This window comes from Streptomyces fructofermentans (assembly GCF_014651055.1).
Taxonomy (GTDB): Bacteria; Actinomycetota; Actinomycetes; order Streptomycetales; family Streptomycetaceae; genus Streptomyces; species Streptomyces fructofermentans.
This window is the reverse complement of record NZ_BMWD01000022.1, coordinates 134328-156433: the sequence shown is the minus strand read 5'-3', so window position 1 is coordinate 156433 and position 22106 is coordinate 134328. Positions and strand designations below refer to the sequence as shown.

Below are 22106 nucleotides of genomic sequence, written 5' to 3'. Positions count from 1 at the left end.
CACCGAGTGCCTCAACCCGGAGGGAGTCCCATGTACCGGCAAGGAGACGTTCTGATCGTGGCGTTGGAGGAGAGCGCGGTGCCCGAGCACGCCGCCGACGGGATGTCGGAGCCGCGCGACGGCCGCGGCCGACTCGTCCTGGCACTCGGTGAGGTCACCGGGCACGCCCACGCCGTCGTCGGCCCCGGGCGGCTGATACGCGAGGCGGGTGTGTTCGGCCCGATGCTGCTGCACGTCCCCGACGGGGCGCGTGTCGTGCACGAGGAGCACGCGGCGATCTCGCTGCCGAAGGGCTGGTACCGGGTGATCAGGCAGCGGGAGTACGTGCCGGGTTCGGTGCGCATCGTCGCCGACTGACGGGGGCGGGGCGTGCGCGGACGTCGGCGGATGTACGGGCACAGCACGGACGCCGGTCATCGGCGGTGGGAATCGGGCGGCGGGCACACGGGCCGTGCCCGGAACCGGGGCGCGTCGGACGCGCCACGGAACAGGATCGGCAGAACTCGGGAGAGGAACGGCGTGATGGAGCAGAGCAGTTGGCGGGCCACGGCAGCGGCCACGGGGGCGGGGGACCGCACGGCGGCCGAGGAAGGGGTGCGACGCGCTTACCGGCGGGCGGGCCTCGCCGAGCCGGCCACCGTGGTCTGGGCGCGGTCGCCCCGGGAGGCCGTGCGGATGCTGATGACCGGGGCGCACCCGGACGGTTCGCCGCTGGGTCCTGTGGGTGCGGGTGTGCGCGAGGCCGTGCTCGCCGCGCCCTGGGCCGCGGAACGGGGCCGGATGCACGACACGTTGGGCCCTGAGGGGTGGAGTGGGCACTGGCGTGCCACGGGTGCGGGCCTGTGGGAGTCGACCCGCACACTGGTCGACCGGGTGCGGGCGGGCATCGTCGAGGAACTCGCCGGTGATCGGGAGGAGGAGACACGGGTCCGCCTGCTGCTCCTGGACGCGGCCCTCGGGCAGCACGACGCGGCCTGGCTGTGCGCCTTCGAGGCGGGCGATGACAGCGCGCTCGGTGATGTGGCGGCGGTGGCGCGCAACGCGGGCTGGTGGTGGCCGTACGAGAATGTGGCGATCATCAGCGAACGCCCTCTGACGCTGCACCGCGACGAGGCCGGCCGTCTCGACCGGGGCGACGGTCCCGCTCTGGGGTACGCGGACGGGTTCGAGCTGTACGCCTGGCGGGGCATGCCCGTTCCGCGTGACTTCCTCGACGAGCTGACGGCCCTCACCCCGGAGCGGATCCGGGGCGAGGAGAACGCCGAGCTGCGACGCGTGATGCTGGAGTACTACGGCTACGACCGGTACCTGGACGAGTCCGGAGCGGTTCCCGTCCACCGCGACGAGACAGGAGTGCTGTGGCGTGTCCAACTCGTCGGTGACGAGGACGTGGTGATGGTCGAGGTCGTCAACTCGACACCGGAACCCGACGGCACGAGCCGCACCTACTGGCTGCGGGTTCCGCCGACCACCCGGACGGCCCGCGAGGGCGTGGCCTGGACGTTCGGCCTCGGCTCCGAGGTGTACGAGCCGCTGCGGCAGACGTGACGCGCCCATCGGGAGGCCTCCGGGCGGCCGCCTCCCGGAGGGCGAACGTCGCCTGCCGGATACGGGCAGCGGGCTCGTGGCCTCCGTGCCCGGAATGCAGCGGGCGGGTGTGAACCCGACCCGGCATGAACCCGACCCGGCATGAACCCGACCCAGCATGAACCCGGCCCGGCATGGCATGCACCCGGATGGCGTGAGCCTGTCGGGCGGGCAAGGGACTCGACGGGATCGGCCCTCGCCCCTCCCTCGCCCCCGTTCGGCCGCCGCGAAGCCGTCCAAGCCCGCCGTCCGTGGCCGTCCTGGCGACCCCGACCCCGACCCCGGCCCCGACCCCGACCCCGCCTGCCGCGGACCGGGCCTGCCGGGCCCGCCGTACCCGTCCGACCAGCCGGGCCCGCTCAGTGCGAGCCGGGGAGTTCCGGGTCCGCGCCCCAAGCGGCTGCGCACAGGGCCCGGTCGACCTCCTCGGTGTAGTGGGCGGCGGCCAGCCAGGCGCGGGCGAACCGGTCGACGTCGGCGGGAACGAGACGGCCGAAGACATCGCGGGACCGCTCGGCCGCGGAGGAGTGGAGTTCGTCGAGGAGCTCCCCGGCACCGCCGAGACCACTGCGTTCCAGTCGCCGGCTGTCGGCGGCACTGTCCCCCGGGAACGCCAGAACGCGCCGGCCGGCCGACGCCGCCTGATGGACACGGCGGCGCAGGAGGTGCAGCGGGGCCTCGTCCGCGCCCGGTGGCGGACCGGCGGGCGGTACCAAGGGCCCCGGCAGGTCGGCGTGCTGGAGGCGGTCGAGGCCCACGTCGAGATGGGCACTGTCATCACGGGGATGGTCCGTCGCCAGGAGCAGCGCACGGGGCAGCGGGGCTGGGGCGAGGCGCGCGACCACGCGCAGCCGGGTGCCCGGGGCTGCCGCCAGGAGTCGGAGGTTGTCGCGGAAGGGCAGCGCGGGGTGGTCGTGAGCGCCCGCGAGCCGGAGCGTCAGGCCGTCGCAGTCGGCGAGGAGGCAGTCCCCGGCCGCCTCGCGGACGGTGCCGGTGAGCGTCACCTCGAGGAACAGCAGACCGTCCCCGCCGGTCAGCGCACGTGACACCTGTTCGGCGACGGGTACGGCCCACAACCGGTCGAGCGGGGCCTCACGCCAGGCGGCGCCCGGCGCCCGTACCGCACGTACGGCCGCGCCCGCTCCCAGCCGGCCCGTCGGGGAGACGGTGGCGCCCGACATGGCCAGCCCCGCCCGCGACAGCTCGCGGTGGGTGAGGGCCGTGTCACCGACGCGCACGGCACGGTCGGCCGCGCCGACGGCCCGTCCCGGACCTCCAGGGGCCACGTCGGAAACGGTGTAGAGACGGCCCTCGGCGTCGGCCGTCCACGTGACAGCCCCCGCGTATCCGGTCGCCGTGAGGATCGGCTCCGAGAAGAGGCCGTACAGCCGCAGGGACCCGTCGGGGGTGTACGGCTGCCGTGCGGTGCCGCGCAGTGCGGCCAACTCGGGGCCGGTGGCGTCCGGGATGCGGTGCGCGGTGCCCAGGACCTCGCGAAGCGCGGACGTCAGATCACCCAGCCGGTAGGCGGGTTGCGCGCTACGGGCGGCACGCACCTGGGTGACCACGGAGACCGCCGCCGAGGCGATGCCGGGCAGGCCGCAGATCCGCGCCCCGTGCGCCGCGCGGAGCAGCTCCGCCTGGAGTACGGCGCCGGCCCCGTCCGTACCCGCGTCGAGGACGGCTGCCGCGGCCTCGAACATCGCGCGCGAGGCGGCACGTTGATCCGATGTGGCGGATTCGGGTTCCCGCGCGGCATCGGCGGTCGGCGTGACCCCGGCAGTCCGGGTGTTGACTGCGGTCCGGCTGTTGACGGCGGTCCGGGTGCTGCCTGCGGACGAAGGAGACGCGGTGGCCGGTGCGGCCTGGGAGGGCGCCGCGCCGACGATCGGCGGGCCGTCGCCGCCGATCCTCCCGGCCAACGGGTCAGTCGCGGTTGCCGACCCCGTGAGGGACCGCGACGCGGTCGCGGACTCCGGTTCCAAGGCCGGGTCGGCGATCGGTGCAGCTGAGGCGGCGGCCGCGCGGTGCAGGCAGTCGGGGGCGAGCAGGCAACCGCAGCGGATGGCGTCCGCGCTGGTCACGGCGCCGCCGGGAGCGTGCAGTTCGAGCTGGGTGTCGTCGTCGACGGCGATACGGACCGTATCGCCGTCCCGGACGGCCGGTCGGGACGCCAGCTTCGCGACGCCCGAGTCCAGCCGCTTGCGGAGCCGGGGCGTGAGCCCCTCGACGAGTGCGGCCGTCACGGACGGCGCGACCGGCGGGAGTTCGACGCTCATGAGACTTTCTCCCCTACCCAGCGGGCGAGTTCGAGTGGACTGAGGGCGGCGACGGGCATGCCCGCGGCGACGAGTTGGCCGGCGACACCCGTCGAGTACCGGGGACGACCGGTGTCGTCGAGGCTCGCGCAGCCCAGGACGTGACAGCCCGCCCCGACCAGTGCCCGGACCTCGGCGAGCAGACCGCCGAGGGGGTAGCCCTCCTCGAAGTCGCTCACGACGACGACGAGCGTGCGGGACGGCACGGTGACGAGCTCGCGGGCGTGGCGCAGGCCCGCGGCGATGTGGGTGCCGCCGCCCACCTGGACCTCCAGGAGCAGCGACAGCGGGTCGTCGACGTGCCCGGTGAGGTCCATGACCTCTGTGGAGAAGGCCAGGAAGTGCGTGGACAGGGTCGGCACGCCGGCCAGGACGGAAGCCGTCAGGGCGGCCCAGACGGTGGAGGCCTCCATGGAGCCCGACACGTCGGTGACCAGGATCAGGCGCCAGTCGGCGGCGCGTTTGGCGCGCGAACGGAAGACGGGGTGCTCCGGCACGACCTGGACGGTGCCGTCGGGGCCGCGGCGTGCCGTCGCGAGGTTGGCGCGCAGGGTACGGGGCAGATCGAGACCACCGCCAGGGCGTCTGCTGGGCCGCGGGAGGGTCGTACCGTGCAGCGCGGGGCGCAGGCGCGTGGACAGTTCCCGCGTCAGTGCGTCGACCAGGCGGCGGACCAGCGGCCGCAGGGCGGCCAGCCGTGCCTCGGGCAGTCCGCCCGCGTGCCGCAGCACTGTGCGCAGCAGGTCGACGGAGGGGCGTACGCGGTCGGGATCGAGCTCGGCGAGCACGTCCTTGCGGCCCGCTGTGGCGGCTGCCGCCAGCACCTCCTCGCGGATGCCCGGTCCGAACAGCGCGGCCAGTTCCTCGGACCACTCGCGTACACCGGGATACGGCGCTTCGCGCCCGCCCGAGCCGCGACCGCCGGGTCCCTGGAGGTCGCCCCTGCTGCCCTCGCCGCGTCCGCTGCCGTACAGCTCGTCCAGGGCCGTCGCCAACGCCGACGCCGAACGCGGCAGTTGCTCCGCACGACGGCCGAGCACGAGCCGCCAGCGGTCGGCGGGAGCGAGGACTTGGTCCTCGGAGGGCGGGGCCGCGGCTTGCTCGTCCGCCAGGGGAGCCGCAGCCTCCCGGGGCTCGGACGTTCCGCCCGCGGCCGGGGTGTGTCCGGCGCGCCCGTCGTCCTCGCGGCGCGCGGGCAGCAGCCCGAGGGACCGCAGGGACGCGCGGGCCGCGAGGTCCGCACGGGTCCAGGTGGCGAGCGCGACGGGGTCGATACCGCCCGTGTCGGTCAGGCGGGTGACGGCGAGGCGTTCCTCGACGATCGCGAGGAGCCTCTCGCGCGCCGCCGGGCTGAGAGTGTCGAAGCCGCCCCGCAGCGCGGGCAGCCGCTCCAGGAAGTGCTGGTCGGGCATCGCGCTCACCCGGTCGAGCAGCGGATCCAGTGCGGCCGCCGCCGCCTCGAGGAGCGGGCCGGCGGCGGTGAGCAGGCCGGTGAGCCGGTCGGTGAGTGTGGACCGGGTCTCGGGAGTGGTGGCCGAGTCGACCCACGACGCGACGCGGTCGCCGAGGGCGTGGGGCTCCTCCTGGCCGAGGAGGACGCGCACGGCCCCGGCGGCCCCGCGCATCAGCGGCGAGCCGTCAGCGGCCAGCCTGGAGAGGGCGTCGGTGAGCCGGATGCCGCCCAGGAGGTCGGCGCGGTGGGCGAGTTCGAGCAGGGCGTGCGCGTCGGCGGGATCCTCGGAGCCTGTGAGACCGTCGACCTGCCGTACGGCTGCCGCGGTGAGCAGTTCGGTGACGTCCGCCGCCGCGGTGGCGCGTTCACCGTCGACCTCGAGGCCGGCTATGTGACCCGCCCGGAGCCGGTCCAGCAGTGCCAGCGCGGCCAGCAGCTCCGGCAGCGTGGCGGAGTGCGGCAGCACGTCGCGGACATCGGTGAGGCGTTCGTCGGCGAGCGTGGGCAGACCGCACTCCGCAGCCTGTCGCAGACCGTCCAGGGTCTGCGCGGCCGTGGGTCCGCCCTCGTCCAGCTCGGTGCGGCGGCGCTCGCGCAGGAGTCCCTCGGCGGCCTGGGCGGCGGTGACCCCCCGGACGCCCGCGGCACCCAGCATCGCGGCGGTGGCCGGTGTCCAGCGCGTCTGCCAACGCGAGGTCAGGGCCTCGGCGCCGCCCGCGCCCACGACCTCCTTGGACTCCGCGTACGGCACACCGCACACCCTCAGGCGCTGCAGCAGGAGTTCACGGCGGCGGTCGAGGTCGGAGCGCAGCGGATCCAGCCGCAGCTCCCGCGCGGCGTCGGAGCCCCGGCTGTCGGGCCCCGGCAGCCCGAGGGCCGCCAACTCCTCCTCGACCGCCGGTCCGAGCCCGCTGCGCGGGGCCGCGGGTGCGGGGCGGCCGGACCGAGTTCCGACGAGGACCCGTTCCATCGCCCGGGCGACCGCCCGGCCGCGCCCGTACGGCTCGCCCTGGGTGAGGACAGTCTGCACCGCTTCGACCAACTCGCCCCGGCCCGCCGCCGGCAGTCCGCGCAGCCGGGAGAGGTCTCCCGCGAGGCGGCTGATCTCCCGGGCGTCGGCAGGGCCGGACGGGTGACCGAGGGCACGCAGCTCGGCGCACACCTGGACGGCGGCGCGGGTGAGTGCGTCCTCCAGTGCGGCCGGATCGCCTGCCGCGTTCAGCACGAGATGCTGCCACTCCGGGTCCCGGATGCCCGCCGGGTAACCGGAGCGCTCGTCGAGGAGCGCGTACGTGTACGGGATGAGCGAGGTCGTCCACTCCGGAGCCTGCGCCACCGTGGCCCCGGGCGCGGGCTGCGGCAGGGTGTGGTCCCCCGGGTCCGGTGACGTGAGCGCCGGGGCGTGGAAGGCGCCGACGACCATCGCGGCGCGTTCGCCGTTCGCCGTGGCTGAGGCGAGCCGGGCACGCATGCATTCCTCGCGCCGCAGGTCCAGTTCGGGCACGCCTCCCGAGGCGATGGCCTCCTCGCGCAGTGCCCAGCCCGTCAGCAGGGCCGCGCGCCGCAGTGCCTCGGGGGACGATCCCGGGGCGGCGGCCTCGACGAGACGGTCCCACAGGTCGTCACCGGCCCGCCCCGTGAGCCGGGCCCGTAGCGCGTCGGCCAGGCCCGCGACGGCGCGCGCGTCGCCGTCGTGCGAGTCCCCGCCGCGTGTGTCCCCGCCGGTGTCGCCGGCGTGCTTGCTCCGGTCGTGCCTGCTCCTGGCGTTCGTGTCGTCCGTGGCGTCCGTGTCGTCAGCGCCGTCCGTCGCGTCCGGGGTGCGCCCTGTGCCGTGGTCCGGCGGGCCGGGGGTGTGCCGTCCGCCGCTCCAGGCGCGGTCCGCGAGCGGCAGGTCGCATGCGAAGACCGGCACACCGCGCCGCGCCGCCCAGCGCGCGGCGGCGAGTTCGGGCGAGAAGTCGGCGAAGGGATAGAAGGCCGGGCCTTGGCCGCCGGCCCCGTCGCGGGGGGCGGCGGCGAGGGCGACCGGGGCCCGGGTCTCCTCGTGGCCGAGCCAGGGCAGCCATTCCTGCATCTCACCGGGGAGTTCGACGAGCAGCACGTCCGGCTCGGCCTCGTCCAGCAGCGCGGGCACGGCCGCGGCCAGCGAGGGCGAGTGGTGCCGTACGCCGATGAGGAAGGGCGCCGTCGGGCCGGTGAGGGCCGCGACGGCATCGTCGGGGGAGAGGGGCACGGCGGTCAGTCCTCCAGCACGGTGCGCAGGTCCCACAGGGTGCGCCAGGTGGCGGAGCCCTGTTCGGCGCGGCGTCTGACGGGACCGTCCCAGTAGCCGCGCAGCCGGGCCGCGTCGGCGGGGTCGTCCTTGCGGACCACACCGAGGAGATGGCCGGGCAGCAGCCCGAGGACATCGCGGTCGCCCGGGAAGTAGGCGGCGGCGAGCCCCAGCGCGCCCGTCACGGACACGGCTTCCGCGGTGCTCATCACCGTGGAGGGACGCTCGACCTCCCAGCCCTCGGCGGACCGGCCCTCCCGCAGGTCGCGGAACGCGGTCACGAGCGCCTCCAGCACCGCGTCGTCGACCTTGAACGGTGCTCCGGCGCGCTCGACGGATGCCCGTGCCTGACTGCGTACGAGAGCCGTCTCGGCGTCCAGGTCCGAAATGGGGCCGACGGTCTCGAAGTTGAACCGGCGCTTGAGCGCGGCCGACATCTCCGAGACGCCCTTGTCGCGCAGGTTGGCCGTCGCGATGAGGCAGAAGCCGGGTGCCGCGTGGGCCAGGGCGTCCTCGGTGCCGGAGAGTTCGGGCACGGCGATGCGCCGCTCGGAGAGCAACGACACCAGGGCGTCCTGCACTTCGGGCAGGCAGCGGGTGACCTCCTCGACGCGCGCGACGGCTCCGCGGGTCATGGCGGTGAGGACGGGGGAGGGGACGAGGGCCTGCCGGCTGGGCCCCTGGGCGAGCAGCAGGGCGTAGTTCCAGCCGTACTTGAGCTGGTCCTCGGTCGTGCCCGCGGTGCCCTGGACGACGAGTTCGCTGGTGCCGCAGACGGCCGCCGAGAGCAGTTCGGACAGCATGGACTTGGCGGTGCCGGGCTCGCCGACGAGCAGCAGTCCGCGCTCTCCGGCGAGGGTGATCACACAGCGCTCGACCAGGGCCCGGTCGCCGACGAACTTGCCCTCGACGACGAGGCGCCGGGGCACTCCCTCGGGCGCGTCGGCGTCGTCGGGCAGCCGCAGCGCCCGGCCGTCGCTGCCCATCACGAAGGTCACGACGGCGCGTGGGGTCAGCCGCCACGCGGGCGGCCGCGGACCGTCGTCGTACGCGGCGAGGAAGGCGAGTTCGGCGGCGTGCCGGTCCTCGGGCGGGGTGATCTGGCGTGCCGTGTCGGGGGCCAGGGCGGTGGTCATCGGTGGTCCGTCCGGTCGGGTCGGGAGGTGGTCGTCATGGATTCGTCCGTGCCTGCCGGCGCCACCCCGGCACAAGCCGGAGTGGCCGGAGTGGCAAGGGGGCGCCGGGCGGCGGTGCTGGGCAGGGCGGCTCGGTCGATGCTCATCGGCGGCGGCCCTTGCGGGTCGCACGGGTGGTGAGTTCCTCGTAGGCGGGCGCGTCGCCGGCCCGGACACGGTCCCAGGCGCGGGCGAACAGGTCGGGCACCGGGAGGAGCGGCACCGCACGCGTGCGCTCGCTCACCGGGTACAGGCCCTCCTTCCAGATCTCCACCGGCAGCGCGGGCGACTTGAGGTCGCGCCAGCCGCAGGGCAGGAACAGGGTGCGTCCGGCGCGTGGCCGCTTGGCCTCCACGACCAGGTCGGTGGCGGCCAGTTCGGCGCGGGCCTTCTTCATGCGTGCGGGCCTCCAGCCGGTCCAGCGCGCGCAGTTGCGGTCCGTGGGATCCGGCAGGGCCAGCAACTGGAGGTAGAGCGCCGCCGCGTCCTGCCCGAGCCCGAGTGCCGAGGCGACCTCGGCGACCAGAGCGGGGACCGACACGGTGGGGTCCTGGGCGTGACCGCTGGGCCCCTCGGGCGCGAGGCCCGCCGACACGGCGCCGGCGAGTTCACCGCCCAGCAGGGAGCGCAGTGCTCGGATGCCCCCGTCGCGATGCGGACCCACCAGGCCCTCCAACAGACCGATGACGGGGTCGTCGGTGCCCGTGACGGCAACGGGCCGGATGAGCACCGTCTCCTGGTCGGCGTACCAGGGCCTCAGCACGAGCGCCTCCCCGAGCGGGGTCAGGCCGTGCGCGTCGGCACCGCCGGTGGCGCCGAGACCGTACGCCTTGCGCAGTTCGACCGCGGTCGAGCCGCCCTTGTCCGTCCACATGACGTCGAGATCCAGCAGCAGTCCGGGGTCGGTGAGGCGGCGCCGCAGTGCTTCGAGCCCTTCGGGCAGGAGCGCGCGCAGCGGGTGCCCGTACGGCAGGGCGTACGCGAGTGAGGCCAGGGAGGCCACTCCACCGGCGAGGTCGTGGCGTCCGGGCAGCGCGGAGGGGTCGGCCGCCACGAGGTTGCCGTCCTTGTCCGGCAGTTGGACCGTCGTGCGGGCGATCCAAGGGGTACGCACCGGGTTCAGCACCGCTTCGGCGGACGACGCGGGGAGCCCGGCGAGGTCGGCCGCCAGGTCCTCGGGCAGCCGGACCACGGAGCCGAGGCGCTCGGCCCACACGCGGCCCGCGGCCACGGTGTCGGGACCGGTCGTCCACAGCTCGGACGGGTCCTCGGGCAGCAGGGCGCTCATGAGGGCCGTCCGGTCCGTCCCGTCGAGCGACGACAGGCGGCCGTTGCCCAGGTCCAGTTGCCGCGGCTTCAGCCCGATCGTGGCGAGTACGTCGGGCACGGGGTTCTGCGGGCGTGCGGCGAGCAGCACCGCGGCCTGGACGGGACCCAGACCCTCGCGGGTCGCGGCGGCGAACGCGGCGGGCGCCTCGGCCCGCCACGGGGCGGCACCCTTGTCCCGGACCAGCCCGGTGACAGCGGCCAGGCCGCCGGCGGCGAACGACCGGGGCACCACTCTCTCCCGGCTCAGGGTGAAGTGGGCCACCGCTCCGAACCCGCCGGACGGGTCGTGGTCGAGTGCGAGCCAGTTGACCCGCTTGTGCTCGCTGTCGACGCTCTGGCACGCCAGGACGACCACGGTCCGGCCGTCCCGGCGGATCACCTGACCGGCACGCTGCTGGTTCTCGTGCGGTTCGGTCAGCACGATCTGGCGCAGCCCGCCCTCCGGTGCGGCCAGCGGACCTTCGGCGACCGCTTCCAGCAGCAGGAGCAGCGCCTCCCGCTCGGCGTCCGTCATGGCGGGCGTCGCCGCCCGGTAGGCCAGGGGCCGCAGCACCCCCAGGATCGACGGCCACACCACGCCCATGCCCGGGACGGTCCGCTCGTCGCTCCGCCAGCCGTCGCCCCAGGTCCTCGTCCCGGCGGCCTCGGGCAGGGGCTTGCCCTCGGCGGGCCGCCCGGACAGGACGTGGTTCACCGAACGGATCTGGCGCAGTGTGCTCCACTGGTGGCTGCCTCCCCACCATCCGCCCAGGTCGGCGATACCCGCGGTGACCGCGCGCAGGTTGCGGTCCTCGCCGTGGAGGGGGCTGTAGTCGGAGAACATGTCCTCGTTCGCCCGCCGTTCGGGCCGCGTCGGCGGAGCCGGCGGCCGGACGAATGCGGTGATCGACTCCGACAGGCGGAGCGTCCCGTGGACCAGGGCCGACACACCGATGAGGAGACGCTCGTCGGTGAGGTCCGTGAGCGTCGCCGACACCGCGCGCCGGACGAAGTGGTCGGCGGCCGGTACGACGGTCCTGCCCTTGGCGTCGGCGGGGTCGGCGGTGACCTTCTCCGCGCCGCCGGCCCGGACGATCTGCGCCTCGCGCTCGGCCAGGGCCTCGGCGGCGCCCCGCAGGACGTCGGCGGTTCGGTCGTCCGTCAGTCCGCGCAGCAGGGCGGACGCCCGCTCGTCGCGGGGGCGCAGCGCGTGCCAGAACGCCAGGGGCGGTACGAACCGGGAACCGGCGGCGAACTCCCCGCCCCGCTGGCCGGGGGAGATCCGTCCGAGTTCACCTGCGGCCGAGGTGTCGCCAGGGGCGAACAGCACGACCTGTCGGTTGACGAGCGCGGCGACGGGTTCGGCGCCTCCTGGCAGCAGGAGGGCTCCGAGGGGGATCCTCGCCATGCCGTTGTCGGCGGCCCGCAGGGTCACGGTCCGTCCGTCCGGTGTGCCGGTGGTCGTCCGGGTCTCGGCCCCGGCGCCCTCCGTGCGCACCCATCGGCCGAGGACCGTGCCGTCGGTGCCGAACGGGCTGTGCTCCAGGCCGGGTTGCAGGGGCATGACCTCGCACTGCTGCTGGAGCAGAGTGGCGTCCTCGAGGATGCCCGACCGCAGGAACGCGGGCAGGGACGCGCGTCCGTGCGTGCCGGTGACCGGGTCGTACTCCATCCACACCTGCTGCCGGCCCTGCCTGCCCTGCCGCCAGCACGTCGTGCCGTCACCGATCACGGGCCGGCCGGCGGGAAGAACGGTGTCACCGGCGTGCAGGGCGCGCCCGCCGGTGGCCCGGCCGCCGCCCGACAGGGGGATGGAGGGCTCGCCGAGGTCGCTGCCGTACCAGTGGGGCAGTTGCTCGCCCCCCAGGGCGAACACCTCGGAGGGCCGGGCGGACCAGTAGCCGTGCTGCTTGTTGTCGTGCCGCCACATCACGAGGAGTTCCCCGTCCGTGTAGCGGAAGTGCGGACGCTGCCAGCGGTCCAGGTCGACGGGGATCCGCAGGTCGTGGTCGAGGAGCACCTTGTCCGGGCCCACGACGACGGCCCGGTTCCCGCGGAAGAGGATCAGCGCGGGCCAGGCCTCGGTCATCTGCAGGGCGTCGTCGCGGTCGTGCCCCTTCTCGGTGGCCATGAGGCCCAGCGCCTCGTCGAGGGCCGGCCAGCCCAGTTCGTCGGGGATGCCGGCGCGCAGGGTTCGGCCCAGCAGGGGCGCGATCTCGTGCGCCGCGACGCGCGCGACGGCCTGCGGGCTGACCTGGGCCGCCACCGTGCGGAAGGGGCGCAGCCGTCCCAGCGCCGCGCGGGCGGCGGGCAGGCCCGTCGACGAGGTGAGCGCCTCGGCCGCGTCGTCCAGATACTCGCGCAGCACGTCGCCCAGTACGGGGTGGGCGGCGAGGTCATCGACGATCCCGGGGAGTGTCCGGTCGTCGCCCAGCGCACCGATCGCGCGGTGCAGAAGAGGACGCAGAAGCGGGTCGGCGGCGGTGGCCGTCAGGTCCCGTGCGCCGGGCTTCTTGTCGCGGAGCCAGCGGTCGAGCGCGAGGTGTACGTCCTTGTCGGCCGCCGGCATCGCGAGGGGGACGCCCGACGCCGCGCACAGGTCGAGCAGGTCGAGGTCGGCGCCGGCGTGCCAGCGCCCCGTGAAGAGGTCCACGGGCCGACCGTCGGCGCGCAGTCGGGGCGCCATCCGCTCGACGAGCCCGAGCGTGAGAGGGGATCGTCCGCTGACCGTGCCGCCGTGCTTGCGGTGGGCGGCCCAGCGGCTGAGCCAGTCGGCCCTGTCCACGCCGTCCGCCGGAGCGGTGTCCGCTGCGATCGCGTCCGACGCCGCGTCGTCGTCCTCGCCGGTCAGGAGGCGATCGGCGCCGCTCTCCGTGAGCAGTGTCAGCCAGAACTCGTCGTCCGTGTCGGCGCGCCCCAGACCGGTGGGCATGATCTCCAGGAGCCGGGCCCGCACGGCCGGTTGCCGCTCGACGAGGACGGGGACGGTGGCGCGGTAGGCGGTCCAGAAGGAGGCGGGCGCGCGCACCGCGGCGGGTGAGGCCAGCAGATCGGCGACGAAGGCGCACTCCTCCGTCACGCGGTCCAGACCGGCGGCCCTGACCAGGCCGCGGGCGTCCTGCGGAAGCGACGCGTAAGGAGGCATCCCGGCCGCGCAGCGCTCCACGGACAACTGGCGGAACTGCGCCCAGGCCGTGGCCGGGTCGAGCCGCTGGGCCAGGTCCTTCACATACTCCTTGAGCGCCTTGACCGTCAGCGCCCCGGCGAACGCGAACTCCAGGAAGACGGCGCGCTGCCGCTCCTCGTCGACGGAGAGCGCGTGCACCCGCTCGGCCTCGCGCGCCTTGCCGAAGAAGGCGGCGGCGTACGTGGTGTTCTCGTGCTGGAGGAAGACCCGGGCGGCCTGCTCGTAGAAGGTGGGCAGGAAGTGCGGGACGGCCCGGCCGAGCCGCTCGCCCAGTGCCTCGAAGCCCTCCTTCGCGGTGCCGGGGCGGGACTTGGCCTGGCGCGCGAGCCGTTCGACGTCCTTGACCAGGGCCAGCGCGTGATGGCCGTTGGCCGGGTCGTTGACCAGGGCCCAGGCCGGGAAGCCGAGGGTCTCGCGGCGTACCCGTCCGACCTCGGGGGTCTCCGGCTCGCGCACCAGGTCGAGGAACTCCAGGGCCAGGTCCTCGGCTTCGCCGAGAGTGCCAGGCACGAGACGGACGACGCGCCGGTCCTCCAGCGCGGGATGGGTGTACGTCCGCACGGTGAGGATGTCGGCGTCCTCACCGGTGGCGGTGTCCACGGGCAGGACGGCACCGGCTTCGAGCAGCGCGGTCGTGGTGGGGTCTGCGTAGGTCGTCATGCCGCCTGCTCCTCGTCCTCGATGTCACGTCCGGCGAAGAGGGCGGCAGCCATGCGCATGCCCTCCGACCAGGCGACGGGTCCCACTTGTCCGAGCCTGAGCGCCTTGCCGGCGCGGTCGGTCCACGTCAGTGGCCCGGTCTCGGTCTCCTCGTAGCTGTCGTAGTCGCCGATCCAGACCCTGGCCTCGACGCCGCGGGCGTCCTCGCGCACGGGGCAGACCGCGTTGCCGCCGCGTACGCGGTAGCCGAGCTGGGTGGTCCTGCCGTGCAGGAAGCGCAGCTCCTTGAACGAGCCGCCCGCGTACTCCTCCACCGAGGTGGCCCCTGCGTCGAGGTCGGCCGGAGGCCGCCACACCTCTCTGAAGAGTTGCTGGGCACGCTGCTCGACACCCAGCTCGACGGCGAACTCGCGCAGCTCGTCGAGGTCGTCCAGGAGCACCGGATGGGGGAGGCTGACAAGTTCGGGAGCGATGCGCACGCTGTCCCCGTCGAGGTCGACGAGACCGAGCCCCCGGTCCAGGTCGGCGTCCCGCAGGAATCCGGCCACCTCGCCGTCGGGACCCGTGACGACGAGATCGCGCAGCGCGCTCTGCCAAGCGGGGTCCGGCCAGACCCGGGCGATGACGGCGAGCGGAACCGGAAGCGACCGCACCATCCACTTCTCGACATCGGCGAGGCACTGGCGGTCGTGCCGTTCCAGCCATTCCGCGAGCTGCCGCAGGCCCATGACCGCGGGGTCGTCCGCGAGTTTGGACGGCACGGACTTGAGCCGCCGCCCCGCCCCGTTGCGGCACACCACCTTTCCGCCGTCGAGCCCGACCTCGTAGTCGCCGGCCGTCACCCACCCCATGCTGTGCCTCCCCGCACCTCACTGATCAAGTGACCGGAACTCTAGGTCAGGCCACTGACAACGCCCGATTCGCATGGCCCCGCGGCGGCCGCGCGGGGCGCCTCGGCATCGGGACGCGCCCCCAGAATGGTGCGGGGCTCCGGTCCGCGGGGCGGTTCCGGCGGAACGGTCCCGGAGCCAGGAGGGTTCTGACACGATCGGCAAGTCCGAGATGACTTGCGGCCTTTGGGGCCGAATCCGGGTGGGCCCCGCCATGGCCGGATTCGGGCGCCCGCACCGACGAACGCGCTGGAACGGGAAGGACGCGAATGGGACGACAGGATGCCGCGAACGCGCTGGACAAGGAACTGATGGCGCGACTGCTGCCACCGGCCGCGGTGCGCGCGCTGGGCGACTGGCTGGCCGGATCCGGCGTCCGGTACGCGGCGGGCGCGGGCGGCCACGCGGTGGAGTACGTGCCCGCGCACTGGTCGGGCGTCGACCCGTGGCCCGCTGGCCTGGCGGAGAGGTCACAGACCGCGACCGCGCGTGTCAGCCGGGCCGAGGCGGCCGCCTCGACCCGCAGCGCGGTCGAGCGCTCCGAATGGTCCGAGGCACTGGTCGCCCCGTACGTGTGGGGACAGGGCAGGACCGGCTACGGCCCCCACCGGCTCGCCGAGATACTCCAGGATCCCGGTGTCGGCGTCGTGCTGTCCGACGCGGGCACGGCCCTCCGGGAGAAGGGTGCCGTCGAGGCCTACCGCCTGCTTCGCGGCACGGTGAAGGGCCTGGGACCGGCGTTCTTCACGAAGTTCCTCTACTTCCTCGACCTGGCCGGGGACGCCCCGGCCGCCCCTCGGGCGCTGATCCTGGACCAGAGGGTCGCGCGTGTCATCAGGTCCCACGCCACGCGCGTGGGACTGGAGACCGGGCCGTCCTCCGCGCCCGGGGTCGCCGCCTGGATCTGGTCGGACAGCGGTTGGACCGCGCACCGCTACAGCGTGTACCTGGAGTGGGTCCACGCCTGCTCGGACCAACTTGCCGCTTCAGGCATCGGATGGCCGCGCTCCTGTCCCGATCTGCTGGAACTCGCCCTGTTCGAGGGCGTCTGGGACCCCGGCACCTGACCGCCCCACGGTCAGGTGCCCCGTACCGGCGCATCTCAGCCCGCCGGGCTGACGCAGCAGTTGCTGACCTGGCCGGGCAACAACCCTGCAAGCAGAGCAAGTTGCCGCGCCGGCGCGGGCCACTCGCGCACGCGTCAACGCCCGCCGGGAGCCGAGCCGATCTCCACCACCCGGGCCCAGTCGGGCGGTGCGGCGGGGACGTACTCGGGATCGTCGTCCTCGTCCCACGACCGTGACTCGAACGGGCGGGGGAACAGGCCGATGACCGTCCGGCAGGAGGGCTGCGAGGTGGGCCAGGGCGTCTGACCGTCCGTCAGGACCACGATGACGTCGGGACGCGGACGGGCCCGCAGGGCCTTGGTGAACCCGGTCCGCAGGTCCGTACCCCCACCGCCCATCAGGGGAATGCCCTCGGCGCGGCACAACTGGTGCACGGCCGGTGCCGCCGCGTCGCACGGCAGCACGGAGACCATGTCCCGCCGACCGCCCACGGCCTGCGAGATCGCGGCCACCTCGACGAGCGCGCTGCCCAGTTCGGCGTCGCTGACCGAGCCGGAGGTGTCGATGATCACGGAGACCTGGGGCGGCCTGCGCCGCAGACTGGGGAGTACCACCCCGGGCACGCCGGCCGAGCGGCGCGACGGACGACCGTAGCTGTAATCCGCGCCCGCACCGGAGCCCGAGGTCGCGGCACGGACCGCCGAGCCGAGCAACTCCCGCCACGGCTGCGGCGGTTGGAATGCCTCCTCCGCCCACCGCTGCCACGTCCTGGCCGCGCTGCCGGGACGGCCCTTGATGCCCTGGGCCACCCGGAAGCGCACGGCGTCCCGCTCCTGCGCGCTCAGGCCGTGTGCCCCGTCCGGACCGAGTTCCCAGCCCCTTTGCAGCCCGTCGGCCCCGCTGCCGCAGTCCAGCCACGTGTGCCGCTGAGTGAGCGGGCCGAGCCTGAACTGCCGCAGGTAGTCCTCCATGAGCTCTCCCTCCGAGAGGCCCAGGGACGCGGGGTCGACGACGCCCTCGGGGCGGACCAGGCCCTCGCCGTACACGTCGTCGTTGATCTCGCAGTCGGCGGCGATGTTCATCCGCAGCCGCTCCCCGGGACCGTTCAGACCACGCTCCTTGGCCACCCTGTCGCTGCGGCCGTGGTGGTCCCGAAGCAGGTGCGACACCTCGTGGACCCACACACCGGCCAGTTCCTCCACCGGTGTGCGGTCCACGAAACGCGCCGAGACGTAGCACCGCCAGTGCCGGTCGACGGCCATCGTGGGCACCTGCCTCGACTCCACGGCGTGCAGGGCGAACAGCGCCGTGGCCAGGTAGGGGCGGGCGCGTGCCGCCTGGAGCCGGGCGGCGTACAGCTTGTCGAGGTTGAGCGTGCTCGACGTCCCGCCGGTCATCGGGCCGCCCCGGTGGCGAACGCGGCCCGGGCCGCCGCGCGGTCCGCCCGCCGGGACACGGACACCGCCCCGGCGAGCCGCTCGATCGACGCCGGTACGTCCCAGTCCTCCTGGCGCAGTGAGGCGAGCATGGTCGCCGGGACGACCACCAGGTCGGGGGCCCCGGTGTCCAGCGCGCGCACCAGCAGCGCCCACGCGGCGTCCCAGCGCGCCTTGTCGGGACGCTTGCGGACCGCGGCCACCACTCCGTCGAGCACGGCCTGGCGCAGGTCGCCCCGCTCGGGCAGGGCGGCGGACTCCGGCTCGACCAGAAGCAGTTCGGGGTCCGGCAGGTCCATCCGGTCCAGGCCCGCCAGCAGTTCGAGGCCAGGACCGTCCCCCACGGTTCCTCTGACGAGCAGGGACACCACCTCCCGGGAGGAGCCGGCCGCGGTCGCGAAGGCGATCAGGTGCAGTGTCATCTCCCAGCTCCGCGGGGACGGCCAGGGGCCGCCGCGACGGGCCTCGGTGCTGGGAAGCCGGTGGACGAGTGCGGGGCGGGCGGACAGAAGTTCGCACACGGCGCGCCGGGCGAAGTCGACGGCTTCCGGCAGCTTGTCCCCGTCGAGCCGGGGCAGCGCGGCCCGCGGCCATGTCCCGCCGAGTCCGCGTACCACCACGTCGTGGTCGTGCGTCCACTGGAGATGGACGAACCGGTTGGCCAGGGGCGGGCTCAGCTCCCAGCCGTCGGCGGCCGAGGACCGCGGGTTCGCTGCGGCCACGATGCGTACGCCCGGTGGAAGTTGAAGGGCGCCGATGCGCCGCTCGAGGACGAGACGCAGCAGCGCTGCCTGGACGGCGGGCGGTGCGGTGGACAACTCGTCCAGGAACAGCAGGCCCCGCCCGGCCCGGACGAGGCGTACGGCCCAGTCCGGCGGGGCCATCGGGACACCCTGCACTGCGGGATCGTCGCCGACGACGGGCAGGCCGGAGAAGTCCGACGGCTCGTGCACGCTGGCGATGACCGTGGTCAGGGGCAGTTCCAGGGAAGCGGCCAGCTGGGTGAGGGCCGCGGTCTTGCCGATGCCCGGCTCGCCCCACAGGAGGACGGGCAGGTCGGCGGCGACTGCCAGGGTGAGAGCCTCCAGTTGGATGTCGGTTCGCGGCTCCGTGGAGGTGTCGCGCAGGCGGTCCAACAGGGCGCCCGCGATGTCGAGTTGGGAGGCGGGCGCCGGACCGGCGAGGATGTCGGACGTGGTGGACGGGCTGTTTGCGGGCATGTTCGATCACCTGAGGGTTCGTGAGGAGACGAGTCGGGGGCGGCGGAGCGCGTCACCGGTTCGACTGGGCGGACGCGGAGTCGGGGACGGTCCCCGACCTCGCGGACGGAGGCGTTGGACGGGCTGGGGTCGCCCGGGTCGGTGAACCCCGGCGTGCTGCGGGACGGCGTTGGGACACAGGTGGGCGGGGCGCGTCGGACGCGCGGAACACGTCCTCGGTCAGCGCGAGGACGCGTGGCGTGGACTGGAGCGGTGGTCCTTCGGACGGGTGGGCCCGGGCAGGACGCGGCCGGGTCCGGGGCCGTCGAGGTCCGTCCGGTACAGGCCGTGGGCGACGCGCCGCCGGGCGGCCGCCTTCAACTCGTCCCGCAACGCCCCGTCGCGCAGTACCGCGTCGGGGCCAAGAAGGTCCTCCACGACGGCCAGCGCCCCGGCGACATCGCCGTGTTGGAGGCGCTCCCTGACTCCCGTGAGGCAGTCCGGACGGCGGTGTGCCGTGTCGATGGCCTGGAGGCAGGGCAGCGGGGTACCGGTCAGTTCGGCCAGGAGTTCTTCCCTGCGGATCTCGTCGGGGCCGTGGTCCAGCGCGGACAGGGCACCGTCGACCATGCCGATCCGGTGCTGTTCGCCCCGGCACTCGACGACATACGGATGCCCCGGCCGTCGCGGGGGCCCGGTCCCGGCGTTCGGAAGTGCTCCGGACGCCCGGCCCGAGTCGCGTGAGCGGCCCCGCCGCGTCGGCTCCGACACCTCGGCGTGGTCCGCCGCGAATGCCGTCACCGGTGTCCGTACGCGCTCCGCGGCTCCTGCCGCGTAGTGCTCCCCGGCTCTGTCCCTGGCCCCGTCCCCGCGTCCGTCCGTTTCCCCGTCCGAACTCGACTCCGGCTTCGGACGGGGATGCGCGGCGTGCCTCGGAGCCAGCGCCGAGGCCACCAGCGGGTGCAGCCGGCCGGCCTCCATCCGGCCGCTGCGGATCAGTTCCAGGTCGGGCAGTGTCCAGGTCGACGCGTCGGGCAGGACCGGCAGCGCGGCGACCCCCCTGGTGGGAGCCCCGGCCACCGTGAATCCCGGCGGCTCCGGGCTGCCCTCGTCCGCGACCGGGCTGAGGAGCAGCCGCTGTCGCGCGCCCAACCGCACGACGACGTGGTCCGTGGGCCGCCCCAGGGAGCCGAGCAGGATCGCTGCCTCGGCGCCCCAGCGGTCCACGGCACAGGGGCCGTACAGGGCCGCCAGCTCCAGCACTTCGGCCGGCACCGGGGGAGATACCTGGCCGGGCTCCCGATCGGCTCCCGACCGGGCCCGCAGTTCGCCGGTCGTGCGGGTGTCCCACAGATGGCGGTGCAGGTCGAGGCGGAACCGGCGGCTCGGACGGGGATGCGGGTGACGGCGGGCGCCGACGTCCTTGGCGGCGCCGTCCCACAGCGCGAGGCTCATCCGCTGACCGGCGTCCGCCCAGGCGGGAGCGGTACGAGCCACCAACTGGACCGTTCCGGAACGAGGTCCGGCACGGTCACTGGCACCGTACCGGGCCAGGGGAATCGTCAGACCGGGGCGCAGCAGCCCGTGCGGAGCGATCCTCGGCATGTGCCAGCGCAGCAGATCGGGCGCCAAGTGACGCAGATCGCAACGGACTTGGCCTGCGAAGTCCTGCCCGCGGGCGCGTGCCACGGAACGCAGGTCGAGATCCACGTCGACTGCGGCGGCGGCACATGCCCCGGCCCAGTCACCCGCACTCCGACGCACGGTCGCGGTCTCGATCATGGAGGGCGGCACGGCGAACCGTCGCACGCGCAGTTAGAGGGAAAGTCGGGAATCCTCGTTCGCGATGTCAGTGAGCATCAGCACTCACCTTGCGCGGACGGGTCCCCCATTCTGCCAGCGGAGTAAGTTGTCATCGCGGGTGACAGTAGCGCCTTCACCTCGACCTGTCAGGCAATTTTCGCGAGCCCTGCGCACGACCGTACGAACGTCACGCCCCGCACGCCCGCCCCTTCGGACCCGCCCCGCCCGCGGTGCCGCGGATCAGTCCGAACGGCAGTCGGCCAGGGCCCGGAGCGCTGCGGTGGCGGCCTGCCGCAGCCGCGGGGAGGGGTCCCGGGCCAAGTCCGTCAGCCGGTCGTGCACCGCGGCACGGTCCGCCATCGGCGTCCCGCACCGCGCCAGCCACCGCTCCAGACCCAACGCCGCGTGGTAGCGCACCAGTTCGTGCCCGTCGTCGAGACCCCGCACGAGACGGCGTACGTCGTCCTCGGCACCGTCTCCCGGAGAGTCGCGGTCCTCCGGGGCGAGCAGCGACAGCGCGACGGCCCGGACCTCCCCGGCCGAGGCATCGTCGGACAGCCGCCGCAACGCGGGCAGGGCCTCCGCCAGTCCGGCCAGTGCGTGCCCCGTGCGCCACACCGTGTCGGTGTCGCCCGTCAGACGGGCCACCAGGGCGCGGGCGACCGGGCGGCGCTCCCACGGCCGCAGCCCGTTGTGGACGAGTGTGCCCAGTCCGTCGACGGCGCCCGCCCGTACCTCGGCGGCGGGGTCGCGAAGAAGCGGCAGCAGCAGCCACACGGCGTCCCACCTTCCACACAGGCCGACGGCCGCCGCCGCGGCGGCGCGGGTCGGGCCCGGCATCGTCGTGTCGGTGACGGCGGCGCGCAGGCGGTCCACCGCAGGCCCGGTGTCCACCGCTCCCAGCGCCCGTGCGGCATCCGGCCCCGCCACGGGGTCGCGCAGCCATCGCAGGGCAGGATCGACCACCCGCCGGTCGCCGCGGTGTCCCAGGACGCCCAGCAGGCGGGCCGCCACCGCCGCATCCCGTTCGGCGTGCAGTCGTGCGGCTAGGGCCTGGCCGACCCCCGGTGCCTCCATGTCGGACATCCGCCGCGCGACCGCGATCCGCACCTCGGCGGACGGGTCGCACAGCCCAGTCAGCAGCGAGTCGACAAGGCGTTCCGAGCACCAGCCGGGCAGCAGTTCCAATACCCGCACACGCGCGGCGCCGTCGCCCTCCCGGGCGGTGCGGATCACCTCGTCACGCACGGCCGGATCGTCCCGCAGCACGTGGATCAGGCTCCATGCCCGCCCCCACACCGCGCCCTCGGGGTCCCCGAGGAGAGCCACCAGCGCCGGAACGTCGCCCGGGACCCTCAGGCGTGCCAGGCCGACCAGGGCATTGATCCGGAGGTGGTGGTCCGGGTCGCGCAGGAGCAGGGCGCAAGCACGTACGAACGAGTCACTGTCCGATCTCAGCCGGTTCGCCGCGAGGGAGGCCTCGCGACGGACCCGCGGGTCGGCGTCGGCCATCAGTACGTGCAGTACCCGCTCACCCGCTTCCGGAACTCCGAGGCGGCCCAGGCCGAGAGCCGCCGCCGCGCGCACCTCGGGCGCCGGATCGACGGACGCGCGGACGAGCACCGAGGCGTGCTCCGGCCGACCGAGCCTGCCCAGCCCCTTGGCCGCAGCCGCACGCCGTCCTGTGTCCGCTCCCTCCAACTCCCGTAGAAAGAAGGCGATCTGGTGTGTCGGTCCCATGGCGCACCCCG

General features: G+C 74.5%; 12 protein-coding genes. 3 read left to right on the top strand and 9 right to left on the bottom strand.

Annotated features, from left to right (window positions below):
* The first annotated feature begins 30 nt into the window (after positions 1 to 30).
* Both IE265_RS27145 and IE265_RS27140 read left to right on the top strand, forming a co-directional pair.
* Entirely contained in the window at positions 31 to 357 is a 327-nt protein-coding gene (locus tag IE265_RS27145) for a DUF8820 family protein (RefSeq protein ID WP_190038321.1), read from the top strand.
* Between the two features lie 162 nt (positions 358 to 519).
* Positions 520 to 1548, top strand: a complete 1029-nt coding sequence (locus IE265_RS27140; RefSeq protein WP_190038320.1) for a DUF6745 domain-containing protein — start codon at positions 520 to 522, stop codon at positions 1546 to 1548.
* Between the two features lie 398 nt (positions 1549 to 1946).
* On the opposite strand, the gene IE265_RS27135 is transcribed toward IE265_RS27140, so the two are convergent.
* The 5 genes from IE265_RS27135 to IE265_RS27115 form a co-directional block, all read right to left on the bottom strand.
* Positions 1947 to 3866 (bottom strand): hypothetical protein, encoded by a 1920-nt coding sequence (locus IE265_RS27135; RefSeq protein WP_190038319.1) that lies wholly within the window; start codon positions 3864 to 3866, stop codon positions 1947 to 1949.
* Entirely contained in the window at positions 3863 to 7591 is a 3729-nt protein-coding gene (locus tag IE265_RS27130) for a vWA domain-containing protein (protein WP_308434819.1), read from the bottom strand. Before IE265_RS27130 ends, IE265_RS27135 begins: the two co-directional genes overlap by 4 nt.
* Positions 7592 to 7596: 5 nt before the next feature.
* Positions 7597 to 8766, bottom strand: a complete 1170-nt coding sequence (locus IE265_RS27125) for an ATP-binding protein (protein WP_190038318.1) — start codon at positions 8764 to 8766, stop codon at positions 7597 to 7599.
* Between the two features lie 142 nt (positions 8767 to 8908).
* Positions 8909 to 13960: a hypothetical protein gene (locus IE265_RS27120; protein WP_190038317.1), complete on the bottom strand. Its 5052-nt coding sequence runs from the start codon at positions 13958 to 13960 to the stop codon at positions 8909 to 8911.
* Complete coding sequence (locus IE265_RS27115; protein ID WP_190038316.1) at positions 13957 to 14811, bottom strand: DUF4132 domain-containing protein; 855 nt, start codon at positions 14809 to 14811, stop codon at positions 13957 to 13959. The genes IE265_RS27120 and IE265_RS27115 overlap by 4 nt, the downstream gene beginning before the upstream one ends.
* 308 nt (positions 14812 to 15119) lie before the next feature.
* Between IE265_RS27115 and IE265_RS27110 the strand changes: the two genes are divergently transcribed.
* Positions 15120 to 15917, top strand: coding sequence for an 8-oxoguanine DNA glycosylase OGG fold protein (locus IE265_RS27110; protein WP_190038315.1), 798 nt, complete (start codon positions 15120 to 15122; stop codon positions 15915 to 15917).
* 134 nt (positions 15918 to 16051) lie between these two features.
* Here the strand turns inward: IE265_RS27110 and IE265_RS27105 are convergent, their stop codons facing one another.
* The 4 genes from IE265_RS27105 to IE265_RS27090 all read right to left on the bottom strand — a co-directional run bounded on the left by IE265_RS27105 (position 16052) and on the right by IE265_RS27090 (position 22095).
* Positions 16052 to 17314: a vWA domain-containing protein gene (locus IE265_RS27105; protein WP_190038314.1), complete on the bottom strand. Its 1263-nt coding sequence runs from the start codon at positions 17312 to 17314 to the stop codon at positions 16052 to 16054.
* Positions 17311 to 18573 carry an AAA family ATPase gene (locus IE265_RS27100; RefSeq protein WP_190038313.1) on the bottom strand — a complete coding sequence of 421 codons (1263 nt, stop codon included), beginning with the start codon at positions 18571 to 18573 and terminating at the stop codon, positions 17311 to 17313. Before IE265_RS27100 ends, IE265_RS27105 begins: the two co-directional genes overlap by 4 nt.
* Positions 18574 to 18792: 219 nt before the next feature.
* The gene (locus IE265_RS38610; protein ID WP_373303024.1) at positions 18793 to 20334 is read right to left on the bottom strand and encodes a hypothetical protein; all 1542 of its coding nucleotides are present in this window, start codon (positions 20332 to 20334) and stop codon (positions 18793 to 18795) included.
* A 261-nt stretch (positions 20335 to 20595) separates the two neighbouring features.
* The gene (locus IE265_RS27090; RefSeq protein ID WP_190038312.1) at positions 20596 to 22095 is read right to left on the bottom strand and encodes a HEAT repeat domain-containing protein; all 1500 of its coding nucleotides are present in this window, start codon (positions 22093 to 22095) and stop codon (positions 20596 to 20598) included.
* Positions 22096 to 22106: the final 11 nt, after the last annotated feature.

Coding starts and splice junctions, on each gene's coding strand:
- IE265_RS27145 (WP_190038321.1), top strand. CDS start 31: ATGTACCGGCAAGGAGACGTTCTGATCGTGGCGTTGGAGGAGAGCGCG.
- IE265_RS27135 (WP_190038319.1), bottom strand. CDS start 3,866: ATGAGCGTCGAACTCCCGCCGGTCGCGCCGTCCGTGACGGCCGCACTC.
- IE265_RS27125 (WP_190038318.1), bottom strand. CDS start 8,766: ATGACCACCGCCCTGGCCCCCGACACGGCACGCCAGATCACCCCGCCC.
- IE265_RS27120 (WP_190038317.1), bottom strand. CDS start 13,960: ATGACGACCTACGCAGACCCCACCACGACCGCGCTGCTCGAAGCCGGT.
- IE265_RS27115 (WP_190038316.1), bottom strand. CDS start 14,811: ATGGGGTGGGTGACGGCCGGCGACTACGAGGTCGGGCTCGACGGCGGA.
- IE265_RS27110 (WP_190038315.1), top strand. CDS start 15,120: ATGGGACGACAGGATGCCGCGAACGCGCTGGACAAGGAACTGATGGCG.
- IE265_RS27105 (WP_190038314.1), bottom strand. CDS start 17,314: ATGACCGGCGGGACGTCGAGCACGCTCAACCTCGACAAGCTGTACGCC.
- IE265_RS27100 (WP_190038313.1), bottom strand. CDS start 18,573: ATGCCCGCAAACAGCCCGTCCACCACGTCCGACATCCTCGCCGGTCCG.
- IE265_RS38610 (WP_373303024.1), bottom strand. CDS start 20,334: ATGATCGAGACCGCGACCGTGCGTCGGAGTGCGGGTGACTGGGCCGGG.
- IE265_RS27090 (WP_190038312.1), bottom strand. CDS start 22,095: ATGGGACCGACACACCAGATCGCCTTCTTTCTACGGGAGTTGGAGGGA.